Consider the following 24,086-nt stretch of genomic DNA (forward strand, 5'->3'; position numbering starts at 1 on the left):
GGCGATGAGTTAATGGTTTTTTAATACTTTAGCAAAAAGAAAAAATATATTTCATTTAATGAATTACATTGAGCATATTGGTAAATACTTTTCAATGCTAAAACAGGTTTTTTCAAAGCCACAAAGAGCAAGAGTATTTCGGGAAGCTTTATTTAGAGAAGTAGATGAGTTGGGGCATAAGTCGATAGGAATTATAGCTTTTATATCGTTTTTTATTGGAGGGGTAATCGCCTTGCAAACAGCATTGAATTTAGAAAGTCCGTTTATACCAAAATCGTTGATTGGTTTTGCAGCAAAACGATCAGTAATTTTAGAGTTTGCACCTACGTTTTGTTCTATTATTTTAGCAGGTAAAGTAGGCTCGTATATAACTTCAAGTATAGGAACTATGCGTGTTACAGAGCAAATTGATGCACTTGAGGTGATGGGAATTAACTCATTAAACTATTTAGTGCTTCCTAAAATAATAGCTACAGTTTTCTTTTATCCGTTTTTAATAATTCTAGGAATGTTTTTAGGAATTTTTGGCGGATGGATGGCAGGGGTATTATCGGGTTTGTTTTCTGGAGCAGATTATATAGCAGGAGTTCAATTAGATTTTGATCCGTTTCTTATAACCTATGCGTTGATAAAAACAGTGGTTTTTGCTTTTTTAATTGCCACAGTGCCTTCCTATCATGGATATTATGTAAAAGGAGGTTCATTAGAAGTTGGAAAAGCAAGTACACAGTCTGTAGTTTGGACTACAGTGCTTATTGTTATAGCGAACTATTTCTTAACTCAAATGTTATTAACCTAATGATAGAAGTAAACAATTTACACAAAGGATTTAATGGTGTTGAGATTTTAAAGGGGATAACAACTTCATTTAAACCAGGAGAAACAAGTTTAATTATTGGTCAGAGTGGTTCAGGTAAAACAGTATTTTTAAAATCATTAATTGGCTTACACACACCAGAGCAAGGAACCATTGTTTATGATGGACTTGCGAATACTGATATGACGATAGAAGATAAACGTCAATTTCGTCAAGAATTAGGAATGGTATTTCAAGGAAGTGCCTTGTTTGATTCTCAAACAGTAGAAGAGAATATAATGTTTCCTTTAAAAATGTTTACCAAACAACCCGAAAGTGAAATGCTAGACAGGGTGAATTTTGTGTTGAACCGTGTAAACTTAGAAAATTCAAATAAAAAGTTTCCTGCTGAATTATCTGGAGGAATGCAAAAACGTGTAGCAATTGCCCGTGCAATTGTAATGAAGCCTAAATATTTGTTTTGTGATGAACCTAATTCAGGTTTAGATCCGCAAACGTCTATTGTTATAGATAACCTAATTCAAGAAATTACCGATGAGTATAAAATTACTACAGTAATAAATACACATGATATGAATTCGGTGATGGAAATAGGAGATAAGATTGTTTTTCTAAAAAATGGAGTCAAAGCATGGGAAGGATCACATAAAGAAATCTTCAAAACAGATAATGAAGCAGTGGTAGATTTTGTGTATTCATCTAATTTATTTAAAAAAGTAAGAAAAGCATACTTAAATGATGTTTAGGTAACTTTCTGTTAATTAATAGGTAACAAAAAACATTAAAAAAAATTCAAAAAAACTTCTAAAAAATGTTTGTGGGAACAATAAAAGCTTCTATATTTGCACCCGCAAACGCAGAATAGCAAAAGCAAAAAATGACCGGGTAGCTCAGTTGGTAGAGCATCTCCCTTTTAAGGAGAGGGTCCTGGGTTCGAGCCCCAGCCCGGTCACTATAAAGCTTCTCTTAACAAATGAGAAGCTTTTTTTAAAAAGCTTTGGGGAGATTCCAGAGCGGCCAAATGGGACGGACTGTAACTCCGTTGTCTTACGACTTCGCAGGTTCGAATCCTGCTCTCCCCACAAAAACTCAATCATATCGATTGAGTTTTTTTGTTTGTATAATTATGTTGTTTAATATTTTGTATTTTTTGTTAAACATAATGTGTATTTTTGTTAAATCTTAAATATTTTGATATGAAAAAAGTGTTGATATTCTTAGTTTTACTTCAGTCGTTTACTGGAATGTCCCAAAATGAAGGAGGAATTTCAGGGAAGGTTATTGATTCTAAAACAAGAGAAGTGCTTCCTTTTGTAAATATTTTAGTACACGGAACAGAAATAGGGACAGTTTCAAATGAAAATGGAGAGTTTGAATTGAGTAATGTTCCTTTAGGATACAATAAAATACAAGCATCGTTTGTAGGTTATAAAACGTTAATTTCTGACGAGTATTTAGTTACTAAAGATAATTCGCCATATATAACCTTGGAGTTAATTGAAGATGCAACACAGTTAAAAGAAGTTCAAATACAAGCACCACTATTTAAAGAGTCTGTAGATAGCCCTTTATCGCTTCAAAGTTTGGGTATAGCAGAAATAGAAAAGAACCCTGGAGGAAATAGAGATGTCTTAAAGGTTATTCAGTCTTTTCCTGGTGTAGCCTCTAATCCTGGATTTAGAAATGATATTATTATTAGAGGAGGAGCAACTTCTGAAAATAAGTTTTATTTAGATGGAATTGAAGTTCCTGTAATAAATCATTTTCAAACACAAGGAGCAACTGGTGGACCGGTTGGAATTATGAATGCAGATTTAATTCGTAAGGTAGATTTTTATTCAAGTGCTTTTCCTGCTAATAGGGGTAACTCTTTAAGTTCTGTTATAGAGTTTACTCAAAAAAGAGGAAACCCAAATTCACTAAATACAAGAGCAACTATTGGAACTTCAGACGCAGGAATTACCTTAGATGGTCCATTAGGGAAGAATACGACTTTTATGTTTTCTGCACGTCAATCGTATTTACAGTTTTTATTTAAGTTGATAAAACTTCCTTTTTTACCAACATACAGCGATTTTCAAGTAAATGTTAAATCGCAATTATCAAAAAACAGTGAATTATCAATAGTTGCTTTGGGTGCTATTGATGATTTTGAAATTAATAAAGAGGTAAATGATGGTGAAACAGATTTAGAAACGATAAAGAGAAATAAAGTTATTTTAAATGCTGTTCCCGTAAACAGCCAATGGAATTATACGGTAGGAGCCAGTTATAAGTACTTTGCTCCAAACTCGACACACTTAGTTGTATTAAGTAGAAATGAATGGAAAAACAAGGCAGTAAAGTACTTTTTAAATGAAGAAATACCAGCAAACTTATTGTTAGATTATTCATCTAAAGAAATAGAAAATAAATTACGATATGAAAATAGCTTTGAAACTGTTAACAAAATTGATTTTAACTTAGGTTTTAATTTAGAAACAGCGAGGTATACGAATAGTAATTATCAAAAAAATGCTAATTCAGATGGAGTTATTATTTATAATTTTAATTCAGCCATAGACTTTGTGAAATATGGAGTTTTCGGACAAGTATCAAAAAGATATTTAGATGAAAAGTTAGGAGTTTCTTTTGGTTTTAGAATGGACGGGATTGATTACAATTCAGAAATGAAAAATCCATTTAACCAATTTTCACCACGATTGTCGTTAAGTTATAATTTATCTGAAAAATGGACGGTGAGTTCTTCAGTAGGTCGTTATTATCAATTACCATCGTATACAGTATTAGGATATAAAAACGATATAGGAGAGTTTGAGAATAAAAATGGATTGAAGTACATACAATCAGATCATTTTGTAAGTGGATTGAGTTATAAGCCTGATACAAGTTCAAAAATAACTTTTGAAGGGTTTTATAAAGGATATAAAAACTATCCATTTTCAATAAGAAACAAAATAAGTCTAGCAAACCTAGGTGCTGATTTTGGTATTATAGGAAACGAAGCAGTAAGTTCAACCTCTGAGGGTAGAGCATATGGTTTTGAGTTGTTAGCACAAAAGAAATCGTATAGTGGATTGTACGGAATAGCGTCGTATACTTTTGTGAGAAGTGAATTTAAAGATGCACAAGGAGCCTATATTCCCTCAACTTGGGATAATAAACACTTACTAACAATTACAGCAGGAAAAAAACTAAACAGAAACTGGGAAATAGGAACGAAATTTCGATTAGTTGGTGGTAAACCTTATACGCCATACGATTTAGACGCTTCTTCTTTAAAAGATAATTACGATGTGCAAAATGGCGGAATTTTAGATTATACCAAACTAAACACAGAAAGATTAGATACGTATACACAATTAGATATACGTGTAGATAAAACATGGTTCTTAAAAAAAGCGGCTATTAACTTGTATTTAGATGTTCAAAATATATATGCTAGTAGCTCTAAACAGCAACCATTTTTATTACCTATTGAAGATGGAAATGGAAGAGTGACCGATCCTAACGATAGTTCAAGATATTTACTAGAAGAAATAGAAAGTACAACAGGTAGAGCCTTACCTCGTATAGGTGTTATTGTAGATTTTTAACAGTTTTGAAGTTTAATAGTCTTTTAAAAAGAGTAAATTGCTTGCTTAAATTATCATAAGATTTTTAAATATGAAAAAAATTCTATTAGGAGCAGCATTTACTTTTTTAAGTATAACTTCAACTTCAGCACAAAAGTATCAGTTTTCAACAGTAAAAGACATTGAAGATACTGAAGTTAAAAGCCAAGGAAGAACAGGAACATGTTGGAGCTTTTCTACAACCTCTTTTTTAGAATCAGAAATTATTAGATTGACAGGTAAAAGCATTGATTTATCTGAAATGTATACGGTTCGCAACACGTATTCAGATAAAGCAAAAAATTACTTATACCGCCAAGGAAAAGCACAATTTAGCGAAGGAGGTTTGGCACATGATGTTATTAATTCTGTAGAAAAATACGGATTAGTACCTGAGCAAGTTTTTACTGGTTTAGATTTAGGACAAGATAGACATAATCACGCTGAAATGATTGCGGTATTAAAATCGATGTTGGATGCTTATATCAAAAATCCAGCAGGAGAATTAAGTCCAAAGTGGAAGCAATCAGTAGAAAGTGTTTTGGATGTATACTTAGGAAAAAATAAAAAGGAATTTACTTTTGAAGGAAAAAAATATACTCCTAAAACGTTTGCAGAGTATGTAAAAATAGATCCTTCAAACTATGTAACGATTAGTTCTTTTGAGCATGCAAAAAAATATGATCAATTCATCTTAAATATTCCAGATAATTTTTCAAACGGAGCATTTTATAATGTTTCTTTAGATGAATTAGTTGCAGTAACAGAAAACGCAATTAAAAAAGGATACACCGTAGAGTTAGACTGTGATGTTTCAGAAAAAACATTTTCATCAAAAAATGGAGTAGCAATAATTCCTGCAAGTAGCACAGAAAATGAAAAAGCACTAAGAGAAATAGTTGAAGAAAGAACTGTTACACCAAGTTTACGTCAAGCAGAATTTGAAAACTTTAATACAACGGACGATCACTTAATGCATATTGTAGGTTTGGTAAAAGATCAAAAAGGAAATACCTATTTTAAAGTAAAGAACTCTTGGGGTAAAAATCAAGGAAATCAGGGGTATGTATATATGTCATTTCCTTATTTTAAATTGAAAACAATATCTGTTTTATTACATAAAGATGCAGTTTCACCGAATTTAAAAAGTAAGTTAAAGATTTAATAGTTTTTAAACATTACTATAAAAATTAGTAGAACTTCAATAATAAATATAGGGCTTTTGGTAATACTCAAAAGCCCTATATTTTTGGATTTGTAACTAAATATGGTTTACGTATATTTTAATAACGTTCTGAAATTACTGTATTTTTGAAACTCAAAAAAAATGTTGCACGTCACAACTAACATTTAAATTAAAAACATATAAAATTAATATATGAAATCCTTTTTTACAATTGCTTTATTATTGTGTTGTATAACTATAGCTAAAGCTCAAAAAGACACACTTTGGTTAGATAAAAACTGGAAAGAAACCAATAAAGAAAATGCTTTTTTTTATAGAAACCCTATAAAAAAGGAGGGAAAACTATATCGTGTTAATGACTTTTATATAGATGGTACATTACAAATGACAGGACTTTCTAAGTATAAAGATAGTATTTATTTGCAACAAGCCTTTTGGTATACTAAAGAAGGAAAACTTATAAAGAAAATGAGTTTTGATGATAAGCAACTAAAAGGAATATCTACTTATTATACAGAAAGTAAAGACAAAAAAACGACTATAGCAATCGAAGAGGTTACCTACGAGAATGGAAAAATAACAAAAAGAATATTTTTTGAAGGAGATAAAAATGATATTCGTTATGAGTATTACTATGATAAAGGAAAAATAACTAAAGAAATATATTATGGTAAAAAAGGAAAAAAAATAGGACAGATAACTTATGATAAAAGAGCATATAGAGATGGGAAAAAAGTAAGCTATTATTATAACCCAATGCGTGTTAAATATATTGCAGAATATGAACAAGGAAATCCAGTTTTTACACAATACTTTTATCATAATGGAATTACTCGTAATCGTTTTAATAAAAGTACTTTAACAGAAACATTTTATGATGAACAAAACACCAAGTTAGGGGCTATACAATACAAGTATGAAGAAGAATTAAATTATAAAACTCCTTATGAAGGAAAGAAATACTTATTTTTTTTCACCAAGACAGCAGTGGTAAAAAAAATAAATACTTATGAAAAAGGAAAATTAAAAAAGGTTGAAACATTTAACAAACAAGGTATTCTAATTAAAAAAGAAGAATTTGGAGATAAAAGGAACCTTGTTAAGGTAATAAGCTACGATGATCAAGGTACTCAAATAGGGGTGTTAGAACAAATAAATGATAAATTAGAAGGTAGAGTTGTAAAAAATAAAGGAGGTAATAAACAAGATATTACTTACAAAAATGGAATAGCAGAAGAAGTAGTTGAATATTATAAAGATACTACATTGGTATTTTCGCATTTAAAAAATTCGGAAATTACCTATTATGATATTTCAGGAAAGAAGTTAGGAAGACTAAAAGTAAAGCTAAAAGAAGGTTATTATAACTCTAGAGCTTTAGAAGCAGGTTATTACTCGCCAACTCCTATTGAAGGTACTCTGTATAAGAAAAACTATAGAAACAAAATTTCAGAAAAAGAGAGCTTTAAAGATGGAGAAGTAGTAGAAAGAACAAAGTATGATTATAAAGAAGATAACGCTCTTTATAAAGAAACAAGATTCTACGAAGATGGAAGTTTATCAAAAATCATTAGCTACTATATTAATGGAGGAAAAAAAAGTGAAGTAACCTATAAACTTAATTCGTACAGAAAAAAGTTAACAGCAATTTATTACGATAAAAGCGGAAAAGTTATCGCTAATTATAACTTTATAACTAAAACAGGAACAGAATACAAGTATTTCTATAAAACAGATCAAATAGAAGAAGTTAAAGAGTTAAATAAAGGAAAACTTATAAAATCAAAAAGATATCAAAAAGTATATAACTCAAGGAATAATGAATATGTTTTAAGAGAATATATAGATGTTAATTCGGAAGCTAAATTTTACTCTAAAGAAGGAAAATTAATAGGGCAAGCGACTTTTACCAATCAAAAACCTACAGGGGTTATGTATGATTATAAAGATCGAATAGAAATAAATGTAAAAAATGGATTAAAGGAAGGAGTTTATAAAAAGTTTGAATACGACGAAAAAACTTTAAAGGAAACTGGAAATTACGTAAACGATAAAAAGCATGGAACTTTTATTTATTATAAAAGAGGTAAAAAACAAAAAGAAGAAAATTATTACGAAAATAAAAAAGAAGGATATAGTATTTATTATGATGAAAAAGGTAAAGAAATATCTCGATTATTATATAAGAAAGGAAAGCCTTTTGAAGGGCAAAAGAATGACCTTTATGGAACCAAAAAAACATATAAAAATGGTGCTCTAGTAAAGAAAATAGAACAAAATAAAAATCAAAAAATAATTACCGAATATATATCAGAAAAAGAAACGAGTACCACTGTTTACAATTTGCAAAACCAGCTGCTATTAACGTATAAGGAATTAAATAACCAATTAGAAGGAGAAGTTGTTCAATATGAAAAAAACAAACCTAAATATACTGGAGTTTTCTCAAAAGGTAAATTAGTAACAGGAATAGTATATTTAAAAGCCAACTCTAGATATCAATCTGAAGTATACTTAAAAATGAGTAAAGTAGACGAAATTATAACAATACAAACATATAACGAGGAAGGAAAGCTACTCTTTACAGGAGAAATAAACCCTAGCTTATACAAAGAGTACTCTGAACAAATATTACCATATAAATTGGGTATCAGAGAAATAGTTTATAATAACGATTTATTTATTTTAGAGTAACCTTAATTTTTTTAGTGAGGTTATTAAAAAAGATTAGTCTTTGTTACGAAATTATTTAGGTAAACTAAAATAGTTTGTCTCTCAGAGTTTTTTAGCCTTTATTAATTACTGAATTTCGTATCTTTCCAAAGTTAACAAAAATTAGAATTTATGGAAGAAAATAAACAAGAAGCAGCAGCGGAGCAATCGAAGCAAGCGATACAGCAAGATGCAAAAGGTTTATGGGAAAAAGTAAAAAAGTTTATTTTAGAGTTACTCGATTTTAGAGATGATACAGACCAAGAAGCAACAATAGAAGCAATAAAAAGTGATATTTCTTTTAAAGGAGCCACAGCTTGGATTTTAATCTGTTCTATTTTTGTGGCATCTATTGGTTTAAATGCAAACTCAACAGCAGTAGTAATTGGAGCCATGTTAATATCTCCACTAATGGGACCTATTTTAGGAGTAGGAATGTCTATTGCTATTAATGATATTGACACATTACGAAAATCGTTAATAAACTTAGCAACTATGATTGTATTGAGCTTATTAACTGCATTTCTATTTTTCTTTATATTTCCACTTCGTGAAGAAACTTCGGAGTTATTAGGTAGGGTAAGACCAGATATTCGAGATGTATTAATAGCTTTTTTTGGTGGTTTAGCATTAATTATTGCACGAACCAAAAAAGGAACAATTGCTTCTGTAATCTTTGGTGTAGCAATTGCAACAGCTTTAATGCCGCCTTTGTGTACTGCAGGGTATGGTTTAGCAATAGGTAATTTTGACTACTTTCTTGGTGCGATGTACTTGTTTACAATTAATACTATTTTTATCGCTTTAGCAACTTTCTTAGTATTAAAACTGTTAGGTTTTACTATGATTCGTTATGTAAACTCAGCCAAACGTAAAAGAATAGCGCAAATAGCGTCTTTTATAGCCTTTTTAGTAATGGTTCCAGCGGTATTTACTTTTGTAGGAGTGTATAATGAGAGTGTAATAGACGCAAACTATAAAAGGTTTTTAAAAGCAAAAGTATACGATAATCCTAACTTATGGCTACAGCGTGAAAGACTAGAAGTTAAAGATAAAACAATAAGCTTGTTTTTTAATGGTGATGTGAGTGATGCAACAGAGTCATTTTTACGTAACGAATTAAAGGCTTTTCCTAAAATAGATTCTTATTCTTTAGTTATAAATGAAAATAAAGCTAAAAGTGTTGATAGAGTAGTAGATGCTTATGATAGAGCTGTAAAAGAATTGGATGAAAAAGACAATGTTATAAAAGGTTTACATATGGAGATTGATGATTTAAAAAGAACCATATCTAATTTAAATCAAACGATTGAACAACAAGCTTTATATAGAGATAAGAATTCAATTCCTTTTAGTAAAATTAGTACAGAGGCAAAAATTAGATTCAATGATATAAAAGAAATGAGTTTAGCTAAAGTTCTATCTTCAAGCGACTTTATAAAAGTAGATACAGCAACAGTAGTATCAGTAAAATGGAATGCAAAGTTAAAGGACTCTATTCTTGTAAAAAATGAAAACGAATTGAGAAGTTGGATACAGAAAGAGTTGAAAACAGACAAAGTGCAAATAAGAAGAAACTAAAATAAAAAACCGAGCAAATAGCTCGGTTTTTTTTGATTACTTGTTAGAGAAGTATAGTAAATAAAATATTACTTATACTTATTAAGACACTAAAATTCCAAAAGAGTCACAAATAAAAAGTAATAGTAAATCTAAAGTTTATTAAAGTATAGGCTTTTAATTATTCCGTCAGAAAGCCCAATTTTAGGAACATATATTTTTCTTGCACCACTCCACTTCATGGCAGATAAGTATATTTTTGTAGCAGGAATAATTACATCGGCCCTATCAGGGTTTAAACTTAATTCCGAGATTCGTTCATGATAACTCATCTTTTTTAAGAATTGGTACTGAGCATTAAGATAAATGTATGAAATAGGTTTACCACTATCTCTACCAGACATTTTAAATAGCTTATTAATATTTCCTCCAGAACCAATTAAAGAAATACGTTTATAGTCACCAGTATTTTCTTCAACCCATTTTTGAACCTTTTTAAAAAGCGCTTTATTTTCAGGTTTTGTATTATTAAGTAAACGTACAGTACCTATTTTAAAAGATTTAGAGTTAATAATTTTTCCTTTAGAAAACAAAGTAAACTCTGTACTCCCCCCACCAACATCAACATATAAGTAAGTAGCATCAGATTCTATTAATTGATTTAAATCTGTTGAAGAAATTATAGCTGCTTCTTTTTTTCCGTCAATAATATCAATCTTAACATCAGTATTTTCTAAAATAGTAGCGGCAACTTCTTCTCCATTTTCAGCTTCTCTCATTGCTGAGGTAGCACAGGCTTTGTATTTTTCAACACCATGAATTTTCATGATTAATTTAAAGGCTTGCATTGCATCAAGCATTCTTTGAGTATTCGCCTCTGATATTTTTCCAGAAACAAAAGCGTCCGCTCCTAAACGAATAGGAACACGAACTAAGGATGATTTTTTAAATTGTGGTTCTTTATTTTTTTCTTCAATAACGTTGGCTACTAATAACCTTACTGCATTAGATCCTATATCAATAGCGCCGTACTTCTTTATCTTCAAAATGTACTAATTTATCTATGGTTTTTAGGAAACTCGACTAAAACTGTGTTTCCTTTTTTAATATCTTTCCAATGCTTTGTATCAAACTCTATTCCAACAACCCCACAAGTAGTTACATGTGCAATAGGTTTGTTTCCAAATTTATTTACAAAACTATTTATACCATGGTCGTGGCTAAAAACAATAGCACTGTTAAAGCTATCGTCAAGAGCTTTTACTGTTTTTACTAAATAACCATCACTAAAGCTATACAATTGACGTTTTATTTTAAGATTGGATAAAGGATATCCAAAGTTCTCACAAAAAATAACAGCTGTATGAAGTGCTCTGTTGGCACTACTAGAAAGAAATACGTCAGGTCTTTTTATTTCTTCCGCTAGGTACTTAGATAAAAGATGGGCATCGTTAATACCACGTTCTTTTAAAGGTCTGTCAATATCTTTAACGCTCTCATATTTCCATGATGATTTTGCGTGACGAACAATATAAAGTGTTTTCATTTAATTATAAAAAGCTATGTAAATATAAAACTAAGGAGCTAAACGTTCAAGTTTCCAAGAAAAATCTTTTTGTAAGGTGTATCGAATGCGATCGTGCATACGGTTAGGGCGCCCTTGCCAAAACTCAATAGAAACTGGTTTTACTAAAAAACCACCCCAATGTTTAGGTCTAGGGATTTCTTGATTCTCAAACTTTTTTTCAAAAGAAGCAAGATTGTTATCCAGCTCATTACGAGAGGTAACTACTTCACTTTGATTAGAAGCCCAAGCACCTAATTTACTTCCATCTGGTCTCGATTCAAAATACCCGTCAGACAAATTCTCAGCAAGCTTCTCAGCCTTTCCTTTAATGATAATTTGTTGTTCTAAACCAGCCCAAAAAAAAGATAGGCATACATGATTGTTATTTAAAATAGCCTTTCCTTTCTCTGAATTGTAATTGGTATAAAAAATAAAACCTTCCCAAGTGTATTTTTTTAATAAAACAACCCTGCTTTTTGGAAAGCCATCTAACCCGATAGACGCAATCGTCATAGCATTTGCTTCCTCTACCATTTCAGATTCATCTGCAACAAAAAACCAATCCCTAAACAATTCAATAGGATTCTCAGGACAGTTATTCTCTAGTAACTCTCTTTTTTCGTAAGATTTTCTATAGTCACTTAAATCGTGTGCCATTATTGTTAATTTATACTATGTAAAAGTACAACTTTATCAAAAGTATTGTAGGCCTTACGTATTAAAATTTAGCAAGATTTGAATAAATAAAAGCAAGAAAGGTAAAATAAGGAGAGTTAAGTAATCTTAGTTTTGATTTGCAAAACAATTCATCCGTAAAATTATACAGTTGAGTATTTCTTTTTGTGTTAAAGATTGAAAAGAAAGCAGTTTTGTGGTGTCAAAAACGAACAAAATGAAACATTTATTACTTATTGTATGTTTTTTAACGCATACATTATTAATTGCACAAACTACTATTAAAGGAAAAGTAACTGATACTAAAGGAAATCCTATTGAAGGGGCAAATATATATTTAGAGGGAACTTATGATGGAACTTCGTCTGACGAAAAAGGAAACTTTTCTTTTACAACTTCAGAAGAAGGACAAAAAACATTAACAGTGTCTTTTATTTCTTTTGAAACGTATATAAAAACAGCTGAAGTATCAACGTTTAAAAATTTAAAAATAATGCTTCGTGAAGATGTAAATACGTTGGATGCTGTAACTATAAATGCAGGAACTTTTGAAGCAGGGGATAATGCCAAAGTAACAGCGTTAAAACCTTTAGATGTAGTAACAACAGCAAGTGCTTTGGGAGATTTTGTTGGAGCCTTGCAAACATTACCAGGAACCTCTTCGGTTAGTGAAGATGGACGTTTATTTGTTCGCGGAGGGGAAGCGGATGAAACACAAATTTTTATTGATGGAATTCGAGTGTTTACTCCGTATAGTCCTTCGGCACGTAACATTCCTACACGTGGTCGATTTTCTCCGTTTTTATTTAAAGGAATTACGTTTTCAACAGGAGGATATTCAGCAGAATACGGTCAAGCATTGTCAAGTGTTTTATTACTAAACACGAATGACGAAGCAGTAAAAGAGAAGACAGATATCTCACTAATGACAGTTGGTTTAGGAGTAGGAAACACTCAGATATTTGGAAAAAACTCACTAAGTGTGAACGCATCCTATATCAATTTAGCACCCTATCAAAAATTATTTCCCGATAGGAATACTTGGAATAAGCCAGTGCAATCATTAAATGGTGAAGCTGTATATCGTTTTAGATTTAAAAATGAGTCTTTGTTGAAGTTGTACGGAGCTTATAGTTATACTGATTTTGATATGATTCAAGAGGATATTAATTATGAAGATGGATTTCGTTTTGGGTTGAAAAATAGAAACTTGTATTTCAATGGATCTTATAAACAACATTTAACTAATAACTGGACAGTTACAGGAGGAGCATCGTTTACTAATGATAATTCAAAGATAAACATATTGGATGATAAGGTTGTAGATAATGAAAACTCAGCTCATGTTAAGGCAACGTTGAAAAAGAGATTTTCAAACCGATTTAAACTGAATTTTGGTGCAGAATATTTTATAACCGATTTCTCTGAAGATTATAGAAATGAAACGAATGGAAATACTACGTACGGATTTGACAATAATATCTTTGGAAGTTTTATTGAAGCAGATATCTTTTTTAGTAAAAAGTTAGCAACGAAAGTAGGAGTACGCATGGAAAACTCTGAATTGTTAGATGAGTTCACCATTTCACCAAGGGCTTCTATAGCTTATAAACCAGGAGAAAATGCACAGTTTTCATTTGCTTATGGACGCTTTTATCAAAATCCTAAAAATGAATACCTAAAATTCAACACGCAATTTAAAGCAGAGAATACTTCTCATTTTATAGCAAATTATCAGTATGTTAAAAACAAACAAATTTTAAGAATAGAAGGATATTATAAAAAGTATCAAGATTTAGTAAAATATGATACTGATAGAGCATTATCCTATTCAAATTTCTCAAACTTAGGAGAAGGGTATTCAAAAGGAATAGATATTTTTTGGAGAGATAATAAAAATGTAAAAAATACAGATTATTGGGTTTCCTATTCGTTTTTAGATACTGAAAGAGATTATAAAAACTACCCAGTAAAAGCTACACCAAACTTTGCATCAAAACACAACTTATCAGTCGTAGCAAAACATTGGATAGAAGATTGGAAAAGTCAAGTAGGAATGAGTTATAATTTTGCTTCTGGGCGAAGTTATACCAATCCTAATACCAGTGGGTTTTTAAACCAAAAAACTAAAAACTACAATTCTGTAAGCTTAAATTGGGCGTACTTAATTAGTCAGCAAAAAATCTTGTACTTCTCAGTAAACAATGTGTTAGGTACCCAAAACGTATTTGGATATAATTATAAAAATACACCAAACCCAGCTGGGACTTTTAATAGACAAGCTATAATACCATCAGCGGATAGTTTCTTTTTCGTAGGATTCTTTTGGACGATTAGTGATAATAAAAAGGACAACCAGTTAAATAACTTATAACAACAATTCAGTAATTAAAAATAACGATTCAGTATTCTTTTTTATATAATTAACGAAAATCAAAAGATATTTGAATAGTCAAAATAATAATCAATATTATCTAAAATAAATACGAGACAGATGAAAAAAACAATTTTAACAATGATAATTTTATTTGGGTGCTTAACAGCTATGGTAGCCCAAAATACACATACAGTTTCAATTGATTTTAAAGGGATAAAATCAGATAAAGGTGCATTATTTGTGGCATTATACAATACGGAGAAAAGTTTTTTAAAAGAAGGGTATAAGGGAGAGATCGTAAAGATTACTAATAAAAAGGCTAGGGTTGAGTTTCACGATATTCCAAAAGGCACATATGCGGTTTCTTGCTTTCATGATACAAATAATAATAAAAAAATGGATACAAACTTTATAGGAATACCAAAAGAGCCAATAGGAGTTTCTAACGATGCAAAAGGATTTATGGGACCTCCAAAATATAAAGACGCCAAATTCTTGGTAAATAAAGACATATCATTAGTAATTAATATAAATTAACAAAAGAAGAATTAGCTACTTGATAGAGTACTGAAGATATCCTACTTCCTGTAGAGTAATAAAAACAAAACAATTAAGATTAAAAAGATGAAAAAAATAATCACATTAGTACTATTAGTATTTACAATAAGTGTTTCAGCACAAAGTAAATACGAAAAAGGAATGACAAAGGCATTTGAGTTATGGGGAGCAAATAAAACAACGGAAGCAGCTCAATTATTCGAACGTATTTCTAAAGCAGAAAAAGACAACTGGTTGCCGTCTTATTACGCAGGAATGATTAACATTTTAGAAAGTTTTCAAATAAAAGAAGAACCAACGTTAATAGCTAAATTAAATAAGGCACAAGAGTTTTTAGATACAGCAAAATCTATTTCATCAGAAAACCCTGAAATATTAATTACACAGGCATTATTGCATGTTTCATATATGGCTTTTGATGGACAGAAATATGGAATGACGATGTCGATGAAAAATGCTACGTTGTATGAAAAAGCATTGAAAATAGCTCCTAATAATCCGAGAGTTATTTTAAGTAAAGCAGAGTCAGATATGGGAGCAGCTCGTTTTTTCGGGCAGTCTACAGAGCCTTTTTGTAATAATGTAAAAAGAGCCATTGAACTAGGAAAGGAAGAAAAAATAAAAGAAAAATTTTATCCTAAATTTAATATACAAAGGGCAGAACAGGTGTTGAAAAAGTGTATGAAGTCCTAATACTTTTCTATTAACTGAACTAACAAGTTAAAAGAATCTTCATTAGCTACCCATTTTTTATACTTTTTAAAAGGGAGTTGTTGAAGGTTTTTTGTTGGATATAATTGATGAAAAATAGTAAGGGCAGCTGCAAAACTTCCAGTTGTTGAAGGATGAAAGTTATCTAAGCTATATAAAGACTCTTTGCCTTTATAAGTATTGTATTCTTTCCATAGATTACCTACAGGAAATAACAAAGCATTATTTTGTTTGGCGGCAGATTTGTGATTTTCAATTACTTTATCAAAAGTATGGTAATATCTAACGGATGGCCATACCATAAAGTAACCAAGTTTGGTGTTATATTGCTCGCAAAAGGCTTTTATTGTAGCCCCATCTTGTACTAGCATTCTTTTTCCTTCTGCTTGTGAGGAAGGACCTTGTTGAATAATTAGATAATCGAATTGTTTTTTAGCTAGTAATTTTTGAAGTTTTCCTTCGTTAATATGATCAATAATAGCGTAATTAGGGTAACATAAGCTCTTGGTTTTAATAGTAACACCATGTTGTTTACCAATATACTCCAACATTTTAGGCATGTTGTTCATATAGGTTAAACTATTTCCAACGAATAATATTTGTTGTGCTTGAACTGGAAGTTGAAGAAAGAGAAGTAAGTAAAGTAGTTTTTTCAAAGAAGTTAGTATTATGTTTTATACCTCTAAATTTAACTTATTTTTCAATTCTATTCTACCAAAAGAGGTAATAATAATTTCTCTAGAGTTTGGTTTTTTACGTAACCAATCTTTTTTAATCATTGCTTTGAGAAGAGAAGCTCCCAATGCTCCTGCAATATAATGTCCTCTATTACTCCAATCTAAATATTGATGAGCAAAAGAGCGTTTTTTTTATTGAATAGATTAATAATGTGTTTTCTAAAGTGTTTATAGTTACTTACGTGTTTATTTGAGTGTAAAAGTACATTGCGTTTTTATATCTTATTTCATTGTAAAATGAAGTATGGAATTTATATTAATAAAAAACAAATGCTTTTCTATAAACAGGCAAAGCTGTAAGAAAAGCATTTAGTTAAGTGTTTTACTTTTTAATAAAACGGTGTTTATTGCTGTACTATTTTACATCAATAACAAACTCATCTCTAGGAATTCTAACTTTTTTCATTGGTTTAATCCAGTCCTTTTCATCATCGGCATATCCAATGTACATCAATGATACACTTTTTAAGCCTATTTTATCTAACTCTAAAACTTTATCAACCACTTTATTGTCAAATCCTTCAGCAGGACAAGTGTCTACTTTTAACTCTGCTGCTTGTGCTAGAGCTAAGCCTAAAGCAATATAAGTTTGCCTTGAGGTGTGTGCAAAATTAACTTCATTAGGAAGATTTAAATATGCTTTTTTAAGCATATCTGTATAACTGCTAAATCTTCCTCTAGGTAAACCTCTTTCATCAGTAGTAAAATCATATACTTTATCTATTCTTTCTGCGGTATAGTTATCCCAAGCAGCAAAAACTAATACATGTGAGCAGTCTTTCATAGAGTCAGGGTTTAAGGCTCCTTGTACTAATTTTTCTTTAACTTCCTGATTAGATATTGAAATGACTCTAAACTGTTGTAGTCCTGATGAGGTTGGTGCTAATCTAGCAGCTTCTATAATTTTTTCAATATGTTCTTCGCTTACTTTTTTATTTGGGTCAAAAGCTTTTACAGCATGTCTCCAGTTAAGGTTTTCTATTAATGACATTGTATTAATATTTAATTATTTGTTGTATTTAATGTTACTTCAATATTTCCTCTTGTAGCATTTGAATAAGGACATACTTGATGTGCTTTTTCGGTTAAATTTTTAGCTTCTTCTAAAGAAACTTCAGGAATATTTACATCTAAGGCTACTGCAAGTCCAAAGCCTCCATTTTCTATTTGGCCAATACTTACTGTTGCTTTAACGGTAGTTGTACCAGTGTTAATTTTAGATTTTTTAATAACTAGGTTTAATGCACTGTCAAAACAAGCCGAATATCCTGCTGCAAAAAGCATTTCAGGATTTGGATAGTCGTCATTAGCGCCTCCAAGGGCTTTAGGGTGTCTAACATCAAGTTCTAAAACTCCGTTTTCACTTTTTACATGTCCATTTCTTCCACCAGTTGCTTTGGCGCTGATATTATAAATTGTTTTCATTATTTATTGATTTGATTTAAAATATATTCTATTGTGTTTTTAAGCTCTATTAATTTTTCTGTAGAAACATTTAATGAAGTCATCATTTGATCAGGAATACAAGTTGCTTTTTTGTGTATGCTTTTACCTTTATCTGTAAGGTTAATTTTTACAACACGTTCATCGGTGGTTTCTCTTTTCCTTTCTATAAGGTGTTTTTGCTCTAGTCTTTTTAATAAAGGAGTAAGAGTGCCACTGTCTAAGTTTAGTTTAGTGCCAATTTCAGATACACTTTGATTGCCTTCTTCCCATAAAACCATCATTACTAAATATTGAGGATAGGTTAAATCTACCTCTTTTAATAAAGGTCTGTATAAACTAATAATTTCCTTGGCAAGTGTATATACAGGAAAACATACTTGATTTTTTAATTTTAATTGTTCTGACATAATTTACTTAAATAACAACACAAAAATATCTTACAATTAAATTGTGTGCAATTTAATTGTGTTAATGTTACGTGAAAATAGTATTAACTAATTTAGTTCCTAAAAGTTTGGTATGCTATTTAATTAGATAAGGGCTTTCTTAACTCAATTTCCATTGCTCTTTTATAAAAGTTAGCAAACTCTTTTTCTCTATATTTTACTCTCATTGCAGCTAAAACATCAGGCAGCCCTAAGGTAAACCAATTCCAAAGCATGGTGTTAAAATTGTATTTATACATTTGTTTACCTACTTCATTTCTTATTTGCAAGATTTCAGGGGTAGAAATACCGTTTGTATTTAACAAGTTAATTATATTTAAATCATCTTCATGTGAATAAACTGTGTCAAGGTAAGGCTCTAACAGCCAATTCCAGTTTTTAGACTCTTTAAAGGTTGTAATATTGTTTTTTTTAACAAAACTTTTTAAAAGTTCAGCTTTTTCTTTTTGGATAAAAATTACTTCATCCTTAATTTTGATTAAAGGAGGATAAGATTGGTAGCATATAGCGTCTATTTCACAAGCTTTAATTTTTTTATTAGGAAATACTAATGAAGGTTTAAAGGGGTACTTTACTATTTCTATTTCAGTACTTAAAATTTTAGACGTTCCAATTCCGCAAATCATAGTATTCATTTCATAGTTTTTATTTTTTTAATTCATTGACAAATTTTCTAGAAGTCACTGTGTCATAAATTATTTTTAGTTTCATTATTTTGTACTCAGAATCAAACTCAATAATATCAACAACATCAAATTCTACTTTTTTATTATTCTTTAAAGTCCATTTGTAAGTAAAGTAGAGTGCTAAATTATTAGAGTTATTTTGTTCAAAAATTCCTTTTATGAAAAGTTCAGAGTTAGAAGTGTCATTATTTAATTCAAGATAAAATTCGTCGGCTTTTCTTATTCCATAAATAGGTGATTCAACAATCCCATTACTATTAAATAAACTAATAACCTCTTTTATGTTTCCGTTTTGGAGATGCATTACATATTTTTTTGCTATTTCAATTTTATTCATAGATAAAAGTTTATTATTTCTTTTTTAACAATTTGTCGGTGTTTTACTTAAACTATTTAAATAATTTACATACCGGATTTTTTCCTTTGTTTTACTATCAGTTATTACAGAGCCTGATTCCTGATTAACTAAAAGAAAAATTTAAATTATAAGAAATATTGTTGTGAGTAGTTTTTTTATACTATAAAACAATATTTTTTGAAACGAATATAAAAACAATAGCAACGAAAACAAATTACTTTTCAAAAATCACTTTCTTCTATATAATTTTAGTATTTGTAATTATCAATAAAACAAAATAAACAGAATGAAAGAGCAGGTTACGATTTTAAAAAATGAAGAGTATTCTTTTAGAGAGTTCAACGGAGGTATTGCAATTTTAGATTATATAGGACAATCAACAAGTGTTGTGATGCCCGACTATATAAACAATAAACCTGTAACGTATATATTAAGGGAGGCTTTTGATGATAAAGGGCTCAAAGCAGTAATCTTACCAAAATTTTTAGAATATATAGACGAGGATGCCTTTTATAAAAATGAAATTAAAGAGTTAGTTATACCGTCAAAAGTTACAGAAATAAGAGGTGGAGCTTTTGGAAGAAATAAAATTGAAAAACTCATTATAAAAGGATCATTAACAACAATTCATATGTTTTGCTTTGTAGGAAATGCACTTACGAGTATAGATTTACCAAAATCGGTCACTAAATTATGTAATGATTGTTTTGCTGAAAATAATTTTGAAGAACTTACAATTCCAGAGCACATAACAACCTTAGGGAGCGACTCCTTTAAGGATAGCAAAAAGTTAAAAAAGGTAACTTTACCTCAAAAATTAGAAGATAGTATTACTGGAGCTTTTAGAGGATCAGATATTGAAAATATTGATTTCGTAATATATTAAGGAATAAACTTCTTTATTTTTTAATAGTTAACTATCTAACTTTTTTCTTATTTCACATGGGTTGCCGAAAGCCAGCACATCACTGGGGATGTTTTTAGTAACAGTACTACCAGCCCCAATAGTTACATTATTTCCAATAGATACTCCAGGAAAAATTATAGAATTACCACCAATCCAAACATTATCTCCAATAGTTACTGGTTTGGTTGAAGTTAGATAATGAGTTGTGTTATTGGAGTTAATAATACGATCAGAAGCTTTTATGGGGTGTGTAGCGGTATAAATTTGTACATAAGGAGCTATTAAACAATTTTTACCAATGGTAATTTTATTATTGTCTAAAAACATACAGTTAGTGTTTATAAAAGTATTTTCTCCTATAGAAATATTTTCACCATAATCACAAAAAAAAGGCGTTTCTATCCAAACTCCATTACCTTTTGAAGCAAAGAGTTCAGATAAAATTCTATCTCGTTCTAGTGTTAACTCTGAATTTAAGAAATTATATTCTTTTAATAACTTTCTGGCTTTGTGGTAAACTTTAATTAATTCAGGATCTCTTGAATTATAGTAGTCACCATTTAGCATTTTTTGTTTTTCTGTCATCCTTTTAAATAATTTAGTAAGTCTTCTAGTTTTTCGGTAGAATCTTGTAGCCCTCCTTTTCGGTTTCTAAGTAACCAAATTGTTTTATGGTTTTCTATTAAAGTTGTAAGTTCAGAAGCTAATTCCTTTCTTTTTTTCTGGGGAATATTTTTTGTAGCCATATTTTTAGCTGTTAATCTTGCTAAACCTAAATCAATTCCAAAAAGAGCCAGTTTAGAAGCTTGTTCTAGTTCTTTAATAACGATTAAAGAATCTAAAGCTGTTGGTTGTGCTTTATGTAATAATGCGAGTCCTTTTTTAATTTCAACTTTAGAAGCTAATAAACCACTTTTGGTAATATGTTTGGTTTGGTAATGTCCTTTTATAGTCCATCTAAATCGTCTAATCATTAAATGAAAAGCGTTAGCATTTCCTTCAGGTATTTTAGCTTTTAAGTAAGAATCTCCTAAAGTTAAGACAGCTTTTGCGGCATAACCTGTAGCATCTTTAAAAACAAACTTGTTTAAAAGAAATGCTAAATTTTTTTCTGTTTTATCAGAGTAATTCCATGCATAATTAGCTCCTAAAATTAAGGAGGGATAACTGACAGATTTTGGTTGAAAATGCCCAAAATCTCCCCAATCTGTTATGAGATAACCTTTGGCTTTATATTTTTTTCCTGCTATTGCAGCTTTTTTAAGATTTATAAAGGCATTGGCGTTTCTACCAATTTCAGAACGCCAACTAGACGTACCAGGGCACACGTAAAAATTTAAGTTAGCTTTATGGAATTTAGCTAAATTTTTATCGAAAGGATAAGTAGCATCGTAACCCCAAACTAAAGCAGTCATATTTTTAGGAATATCCTTTATTAATTTAGGATGATTTAGTACAATATCACCCCAAAACTGAGTTTTTTTTCCATTTTTTATAATCTCAGTGTTTAACTTTTTTAAAAAATTTAAATATACTTTTCCTTTACCAATAGAGTCGCATAATGATTTTGATTTACCTAAACCTAACTCTAAAGTTTCATCACCTCCTATATTAGCATAATTGCTAGAAAAGTTGGGTAAAAGCTCTGCATATAACTCTTGTATTAATTTAAATGATTCAGGGTTTGTAGGGGCGAGGGCAGTCCTTTTTTTATTACCCCATTTTGTTTTACAATTGGTTTCACACTCACTTAAACTTAAGTATTCATCATGTTTTAACCAATTTTCCATATGTCCAAAAGAATTTTGGTTAGGTACTAAATCTATTCCTTTTTTTAAACAATAAAAATCGAGTTGTTGAATTTGGCTGGCTGTAAGCGGACTCGCATTTTTCCATACAATGGGATGATTACGATAAGCAAAAGTATGTTCTGTATAAAGTTGTAACTCGTTAATTCGCCATATTGCTAATTGATCTATTAACTGATATAAACTTTCCATTTTAGGTACTTTGTTCCGACTTATATCTAACATGTAACCTCTCTTTTCAAAATCAGCCCAATCACTAATTTTAAGGGTAGGCAATGAGTTGTGCTTATCTTTAGCGTAAGATATTAATTGGTTTAAAGTTTGTTTACCATAACGTAAAGCACTTATATTTTTAGCAGATAAATTAATTTCTGAAGCTTTAAGTTCTAGCTCATATGCATCTATATTTGGAAGACTATTATCTATTTCAAAACAAACTTTAAAATTTCCTCTGTTAGTTTGTATAATATGTTTACCTGTAAAGGCTTCATTATTACTTTTTTTTAAAAAATTATCTAAAAACATTATTTGCGCTTGTTCTACAGCAATAGTATTTTTCTTAATAGATATTTTTTGAGGTGTAAAAAGTAGGTGCTTTATAATTGTATCATTAGCAAAAGCCAAATAGTTTGAGAGTATAAAAATAAAAAAAACAACTCCTCTTAAATTCATATTAATATTATTTGCGATTAAAGTTTAAAGATACGTTTAATCTAGACTTTAGTTATGTAAAGTAGTAAGATTTTAGCACTTTTAGTATCTGTTTTTTTTGAAAATTTGTAAGAATAGAAAGTCAAAGTACTCTCTGTGTGAAGTTCTAATTGTTAATGATGAAGTTGTTACTAGAGCTTGTAAACATATTAATATTATAAGAATCCAATTAAGTTAAAAGAAGTAATCGAGGAAGTCTTGTAATAATTGCTATAATCAGTATTTATTTTGTCAATATCCAGTTTATTAGGTCTTTTTTGTCAACAATAGCCCAACTATGAGGGTGTCGTTCACCATTTGCTCTATACCCTTTGTTTGTGGTTGGTATATACTCAACATTATTAAAACCTTTAGTTTTTAAACTCTCATATAACTTTTTGATATAGAAAGCATTCATTTGGTCATAATCACCCATTCTATTCTTTTTCCACCATAGAGTATCAGGTTCTGTATAAAGTCTAATCTTAGTGTTTTTTAGTTTTTCTATGTTAGAAATATTGTCTGTATTAGAGGTAAAAACAGCCTTCTCCTCGTATTTTTTAATACTGTCTTTAGGATTGCCAAAGTTATTACCTAATGTTTCTAATAGCCAAGTACTTTCTAGAATTGCAGATTCTGAAAAGTTTCGCTCTATACTTTTTTCTGAAGATTTATACAAAGCAACCAAGTCTATTGGGGAATCTACTATAAATACTCCTTTTGGGTCGATATAGAACTGTTTCTTCCCAACAATATAATTGCTTATTAAAAGACTAACAACTCCACCACTAGAAAAGCCTCCAATAAAGATATTATCAGTTGGTAATTGGTTTTCTGTAATTATTGTTTGTAAACTTTTAGCAAGTTGTTGTTGTTCGTTTTCTTCAAGCCATAATTTCTGATTAAGATTAGAAAGTATAACCGCAATATTATTTTTTCTAGCAATATCAAGAATTTTAAACTCTCTTTTAATGTCTTTAGCAACTTCTGGGTAACCTCCAAACAAAATTAAAACCGCTTTAATGTCTTTAGTTGGCTTATAAAGTTCGTAATCTTCTTTTATAAGCTCGGTAAACTCAAACTTTTCAGGAGTTACTTGTTGTTTCTTTTGTTTGCTCTGCTTACAGGAAGTAAATACAATAAAAGCTAGAATTAAAATTATTGTAAGTTTTTTCATTTGCATTCAATGTTTTATTAGGATAGTAATTTTGGCTAAGAGGTAGGCGAGAAC

General features: G+C 30.0%; 22 protein-coding genes and 2 tRNA genes. 12 read left to right on the top strand and 12 right to left on the bottom strand.

Annotated elements, in window-relative coordinates:
* Nucleotides 1-58 precede the first annotated feature (58 nt).
* The 8 genes from ACXIHB_RS14410 (at nucleotide 59) to ACXIHB_RS14445 (ending at nucleotide 9,910) form a co-directional block, all read left to right on the top strand.
* Entirely contained in the window at nucleotides 59-799 is a 741-nt protein-coding gene (locus ACXIHB_RS14410; RefSeq protein WP_047790134.1) for an MlaE family ABC transporter permease, read from the top strand.
* The gene (locus ACXIHB_RS14415; RefSeq protein ID WP_047790135.1) at nucleotides 799-1,563 is read left to right on the top strand and encodes an ABC transporter ATP-binding protein; all 765 of its coding nucleotides are present in this window, start codon (nucleotides 799-801) and stop codon (nucleotides 1,561-1,563) included. Before ACXIHB_RS14410 ends, ACXIHB_RS14415 begins: the two co-directional genes overlap by 1 nt.
* 133 nt (nucleotides 1,564-1,696) lie before the next feature.
* Nucleotides 1,697-1,769 (top strand) — tRNA-Lys (locus ACXIHB_RS14420).
* Between the two features lie 47 nt (nucleotides 1,770-1,816).
* Nucleotides 1,817-1,899 (top strand) — tRNA-Tyr (locus ACXIHB_RS14425).
* A gap of 114 nt (nucleotides 1,900-2,013) precedes the next feature.
* Nucleotides 2,014-4,413: a TonB-dependent receptor gene (locus ACXIHB_RS14430; protein WP_462098512.1), complete on the top strand. Its 2,400-nt coding sequence runs from the start codon at nucleotides 2,014-2,016 to the stop codon at nucleotides 4,411-4,413.
* A 70-nt stretch (nucleotides 4,414-4,483) separates the two neighbouring features.
* Nucleotides 4,484-5,596, top strand: coding sequence for a C1 family peptidase (locus ACXIHB_RS14435; protein WP_462098513.1), 1,113 nt, complete (start codon nucleotides 4,484-4,486; stop codon nucleotides 5,594-5,596).
* Nucleotides 5,597-5,809: 213 nt separating this feature from the next.
* Nucleotides 5,810-8,311, top strand: a complete 2,502-nt coding sequence (locus ACXIHB_RS14440) for a toxin-antitoxin system YwqK family antitoxin (RefSeq protein WP_462098514.1) — start codon at nucleotides 5,810-5,812, stop codon at nucleotides 8,309-8,311.
* Nucleotides 8,312-8,461: 150 nt separating this feature from the next.
* A complete protein-coding gene (locus ACXIHB_RS14445; protein ID WP_047790139.1) occupies nucleotides 8,462-9,910 on the top strand; it encodes a DUF389 domain-containing protein in 1,449 nt (482 codons plus the stop codon).
* A 131-nt stretch (nucleotides 9,911-10,041) separates the two neighbouring features.
* On the opposite strand, the gene ACXIHB_RS14450 is transcribed toward ACXIHB_RS14445, so the two are convergent.
* From ACXIHB_RS14450 to pdxH, 3 genes are read right to left on the bottom strand one after another with little or no spacing between them, the layout of a single operon-like run.
* Nucleotides 10,042-10,938: a Ppx/GppA phosphatase family protein gene (locus tag ACXIHB_RS14450; RefSeq protein ID WP_047790140.1), complete on the bottom strand. Its 897-nt coding sequence runs from the start codon at nucleotides 10,936-10,938 to the stop codon at nucleotides 10,042-10,044.
* A gap of 8 nt (nucleotides 10,939-10,946) precedes the next feature.
* Nucleotides 10,947-11,435: a SixA phosphatase family protein gene (locus ACXIHB_RS14455; protein ID WP_047790141.1), complete on the bottom strand. Its 489-nt coding sequence runs from the start codon at nucleotides 11,433-11,435 to the stop codon at nucleotides 10,947-10,949.
* Between the two features lie 30 nt (nucleotides 11,436-11,465).
* Nucleotides 11,466-12,113 (bottom strand): pyridoxamine 5'-phosphate oxidase, encoded by a 648-nt coding sequence (gene pdxH, locus ACXIHB_RS14460; protein WP_073184465.1) that lies wholly within the window; start codon nucleotides 12,111-12,113, stop codon nucleotides 11,466-11,468.
* Between the two features lie 235 nt (nucleotides 12,114-12,348).
* Between pdxH and ACXIHB_RS14465 the strand changes: the two genes are divergently transcribed.
* The 3 genes from ACXIHB_RS14465 (at nucleotide 12,349) to ACXIHB_RS14475 (ending at nucleotide 15,759) form a co-directional block, all read left to right on the top strand.
* On the top strand, nucleotides 12,349-14,505 hold the full coding sequence (locus ACXIHB_RS14465) for a TonB-dependent receptor (protein WP_462098515.1): 2,157 nt from the start codon (nucleotides 12,349-12,351) through the stop codon (nucleotides 14,503-14,505).
* Nucleotides 14,506-14,625: 120 nt separating this feature from the next.
* Nucleotides 14,626-15,045 (top strand): DUF2141 domain-containing protein, encoded by a 420-nt coding sequence (locus ACXIHB_RS14470; protein ID WP_082118675.1) that lies wholly within the window; start codon nucleotides 14,626-14,628, stop codon nucleotides 15,043-15,045.
* Nucleotides 15,046-15,132: 87 nt separating this feature from the next.
* Entirely contained in the window at nucleotides 15,133-15,759 is a 627-nt protein-coding gene (locus ACXIHB_RS14475; RefSeq protein ID WP_462098516.1) for a tetratricopeptide repeat protein, read from the top strand.
* Here ACXIHB_RS14475 and ACXIHB_RS14480 read toward each other — a convergent pair.
* The 6 genes from ACXIHB_RS14480 to ACXIHB_RS14505 form a co-directional block, all read right to left on the bottom strand.
* The gene (locus tag ACXIHB_RS14480; protein ID WP_159493760.1) at nucleotides 15,756-16,433 is read right to left on the bottom strand and encodes an SGNH/GDSL hydrolase family protein; all 678 of its coding nucleotides are present in this window, start codon (nucleotides 16,431-16,433) and stop codon (nucleotides 15,756-15,758) included. The two genes, ACXIHB_RS14475 and ACXIHB_RS14480, sit on opposite strands and share 4 nt — an antisense overlap.
* A gap of 436 nt (nucleotides 16,434-16,869) precedes the next feature.
* Nucleotides 16,870-17,505 carry a nitroreductase family protein gene (locus tag ACXIHB_RS14485; RefSeq protein ID WP_047790146.1) on the bottom strand — a complete coding sequence of 212 codons (636 nt, stop codon included), beginning with the start codon at nucleotides 17,503-17,505 and terminating at the stop codon, nucleotides 16,870-16,872.
* A gap of 11 nt (nucleotides 17,506-17,516) precedes the next feature.
* A complete protein-coding gene (locus ACXIHB_RS14490) occupies nucleotides 17,517-17,939 on the bottom strand; it encodes an organic hydroperoxide resistance protein (RefSeq protein WP_047790147.1) in 423 nt (140 codons plus the stop codon).
* Nucleotides 17,939-18,367 carry a MarR family winged helix-turn-helix transcriptional regulator gene (locus ACXIHB_RS14495; RefSeq protein ID WP_047790148.1) on the bottom strand — a complete coding sequence of 143 codons (429 nt, stop codon included), beginning with the start codon at nucleotides 18,365-18,367 and terminating at the stop codon, nucleotides 17,939-17,941. Before ACXIHB_RS14495 ends, ACXIHB_RS14490 begins: the two co-directional genes overlap by 1 nt.
* A gap of 119 nt (nucleotides 18,368-18,486) precedes the next feature.
* Nucleotides 18,487-19,041 carry a DUF7079 family protein gene (locus tag ACXIHB_RS14500; RefSeq protein WP_462098517.1) on the bottom strand — a complete coding sequence of 185 codons (555 nt, stop codon included), beginning with the start codon at nucleotides 19,039-19,041 and terminating at the stop codon, nucleotides 18,487-18,489.
* A gap of 10 nt (nucleotides 19,042-19,051) precedes the next feature.
* Nucleotides 19,052-19,429 (bottom strand): hypothetical protein, encoded by a 378-nt coding sequence (locus ACXIHB_RS14505; RefSeq protein WP_047790149.1) that lies wholly within the window; start codon nucleotides 19,427-19,429, stop codon nucleotides 19,052-19,054.
* Between the two features lie 307 nt (nucleotides 19,430-19,736).
* Between ACXIHB_RS14505 and ACXIHB_RS14510 the strand changes: the two genes are divergently transcribed.
* Nucleotides 19,737-20,336 (top strand): leucine-rich repeat domain-containing protein, encoded by a 600-nt coding sequence (locus ACXIHB_RS14510; RefSeq protein WP_073184449.1) that lies wholly within the window; start codon nucleotides 19,737-19,739, stop codon nucleotides 20,334-20,336.
* A 27-nt stretch (nucleotides 20,337-20,363) separates the two neighbouring features.
* On the opposite strand, the gene ACXIHB_RS14515 is transcribed toward ACXIHB_RS14510, so the two are convergent.
* From ACXIHB_RS14515 to ACXIHB_RS14525, 3 genes are all read right to left on the bottom strand, one after another.
* Complete coding sequence (locus ACXIHB_RS14515; protein ID WP_073184447.1) at nucleotides 20,364-20,942, bottom strand: sugar O-acetyltransferase; 579 nt, start codon at nucleotides 20,940-20,942, stop codon at nucleotides 20,364-20,366.
* Nucleotides 20,939-22,837 carry a beta-N-acetylhexosaminidase gene (locus ACXIHB_RS14520; protein ID WP_462098518.1) on the bottom strand — a complete coding sequence of 633 codons (1,899 nt, stop codon included), beginning with the start codon at nucleotides 22,835-22,837 and terminating at the stop codon, nucleotides 20,939-20,941. The genes ACXIHB_RS14515 and ACXIHB_RS14520 overlap by 4 nt, the downstream gene beginning before the upstream one ends.
* 262 nt (nucleotides 22,838-23,099) lie before the next feature.
* On the bottom strand, nucleotides 23,100-24,032 hold the full coding sequence (locus tag ACXIHB_RS14525) for a hypothetical protein (RefSeq protein WP_462098519.1): 933 nt from the start codon (nucleotides 24,030-24,032) through the stop codon (nucleotides 23,100-23,102).
* Between the last annotated feature and the right edge of the window lie 54 nt (nucleotides 24,033-24,086).

This window comes from Tenacibaculum sp. IMCC1, from assembly GCF_054906355.1.

Coding starts and splice junctions, on each gene's coding strand:
- ACXIHB_RS14465 (WP_462098515.1), top strand. CDS start 12,349: ATGAAACATTTATTACTTATTGTATGTTTTTTAACGCATACATTATTA.
- ACXIHB_RS14440 (WP_462098514.1), top strand. CDS start 5,810: ATGAAATCCTTTTTTACAATTGCTTTATTATTGTGTTGTATAACTATA.
- ACXIHB_RS14435 (WP_462098513.1), top strand. CDS start 4,484: ATGAAAAAAATTCTATTAGGAGCAGCATTTACTTTTTTAAGTATAACT.
- ACXIHB_RS14510 (WP_073184449.1), top strand. CDS start 19,737: ATGAAAGAGCAGGTTACGATTTTAAAAAATGAAGAGTATTCTTTTAGA.
- ACXIHB_RS14430 (WP_462098512.1), top strand. CDS start 2,014: ATGAAAAAAGTGTTGATATTCTTAGTTTTACTTCAGTCGTTTACTGGA.
- ACXIHB_RS14505 (WP_047790149.1), bottom strand. CDS start 19,429: ATGAATAAAATTGAAATAGCAAAAAAATATGTAATGCATCTCCAAAAC.
- ACXIHB_RS14520 (WP_462098518.1), bottom strand. CDS start 22,837: ATGAATTTAAGAGGAGTTGTTTTTTTTATTTTTATACTCTCAAACTAT.
- ACXIHB_RS14410 (WP_047790134.1), top strand. CDS start 59: ATGAATTACATTGAGCATATTGGTAAATACTTTTCAATGCTAAAACAG.
- ACXIHB_RS14485 (WP_047790146.1), bottom strand. CDS start 17,505: ATGTCATTAATAGAAAACCTTAACTGGAGACATGCTGTAAAAGCTTTT.
- ACXIHB_RS14490 (WP_047790147.1), bottom strand. CDS start 17,939: ATGAAAACAATTTATAATATCAGCGCCAAAGCAACTGGTGGAAGAAAT.
- ACXIHB_RS14415 (WP_047790135.1), top strand. CDS start 799: ATGATAGAAGTAAACAATTTACACAAAGGATTTAATGGTGTTGAGATT.
- pdxH (WP_073184465.1), bottom strand. CDS start 12,113: ATGGCACACGATTTAAGTGACTATAGAAAATCTTACGAAAAAAGAGAG.
- ACXIHB_RS14525 (WP_462098519.1), bottom strand. CDS start 24,032: ATGAAAAAACTTACAATAATTTTAATTCTAGCTTTTATTGTATTTACT.
- ACXIHB_RS14515 (WP_073184447.1), bottom strand. CDS start 20,942: ATGACAGAAAAACAAAAAATGCTAAATGGTGACTACTATAATTCAAGA.
- ACXIHB_RS14495 (WP_047790148.1), bottom strand. CDS start 18,367: ATGTCAGAACAATTAAAATTAAAAAATCAAGTATGTTTTCCTGTATAT.
- ACXIHB_RS14475 (WP_462098516.1), top strand. CDS start 15,133: ATGAAAAAAATAATCACATTAGTACTATTAGTATTTACAATAAGTGTT.
- ACXIHB_RS14455 (WP_047790141.1), bottom strand. CDS start 11,435: ATGAAAACACTTTATATTGTTCGTCACGCAAAATCATCATGGAAATAT.
- ACXIHB_RS14500 (WP_462098517.1), bottom strand. CDS start 19,041: ATGAATACTATGATTTGCGGAATTGGAACGTCTAAAATTTTAAGTACT.
- ACXIHB_RS14445 (WP_047790139.1), top strand. CDS start 8,462: ATGGAAGAAAATAAACAAGAAGCAGCAGCGGAGCAATCGAAGCAAGCG.
- ACXIHB_RS14470 (WP_082118675.1), top strand. CDS start 14,626: ATGAAAAAAACAATTTTAACAATGATAATTTTATTTGGGTGCTTAACA.